The sequence below is a fragment of the Micromonospora sp. DT4 genome, from assembly GCF_049841675.1.
Taxonomy (GTDB): Bacteria; Actinomycetota; Actinomycetes; order Mycobacteriales; family Micromonosporaceae; genus Micromonospora.
In genome coordinates this window covers 1-401 of the sequence record NZ_JBNCKT010000410.1, presented here as the reverse complement: position 1 = coordinate 401, position 401 = coordinate 1, and the positions used below count along the sequence as shown (strand labels likewise).

General features: G+C 68.1%; 1 protein-coding gene. It reads left to right on the top strand.

The annotated features are described in order from the left end of the window. Window positions 1-11: 11 nt before the first annotated feature. A partial coding sequence (locus tag ACLQ24_RS30350) for a hypothetical protein (RefSeq protein ID WP_425895159.1) occupies window positions 12-401 on the top strand: 390 nt, incomplete at its 3' end.

The following is a 401-nucleotide window of genomic DNA, read 5'->3' as shown; positions in this document are numbered from 1 at the left end:
CGATGAGGCAGATGGTCCTCGCCGCGGTGGCCGACTTCAACGGAGAGGTGATCTTCCTGGGCGCTCCCCTGGGTCGGGACGCCAGCGACCAGGCCATATGGGATGTGCGGTGCCTGGCGCAACACCTGGCTCTGGGGCAACGGCCCCACGTCGTAGTCACACCCGCGTATCTCCACGAAACCCTTACCCGACTGTCTGAAGACCTCACCGTCAGCATCGTCCACCCGACTCTCTCGCAGCGCTCACCCGGGAACGCCTCACTCGGCTACGACTGGACGGCCACGCTCGGCACCACGGCTGTCACCCTGGGCCCCGTCCTCACCGGGGCAGGGCTCACCACCGCCACACGTCACACCAAGACCCACCCCCGCATCACCCCGGCCCTGGCGCACCTCCTGCTC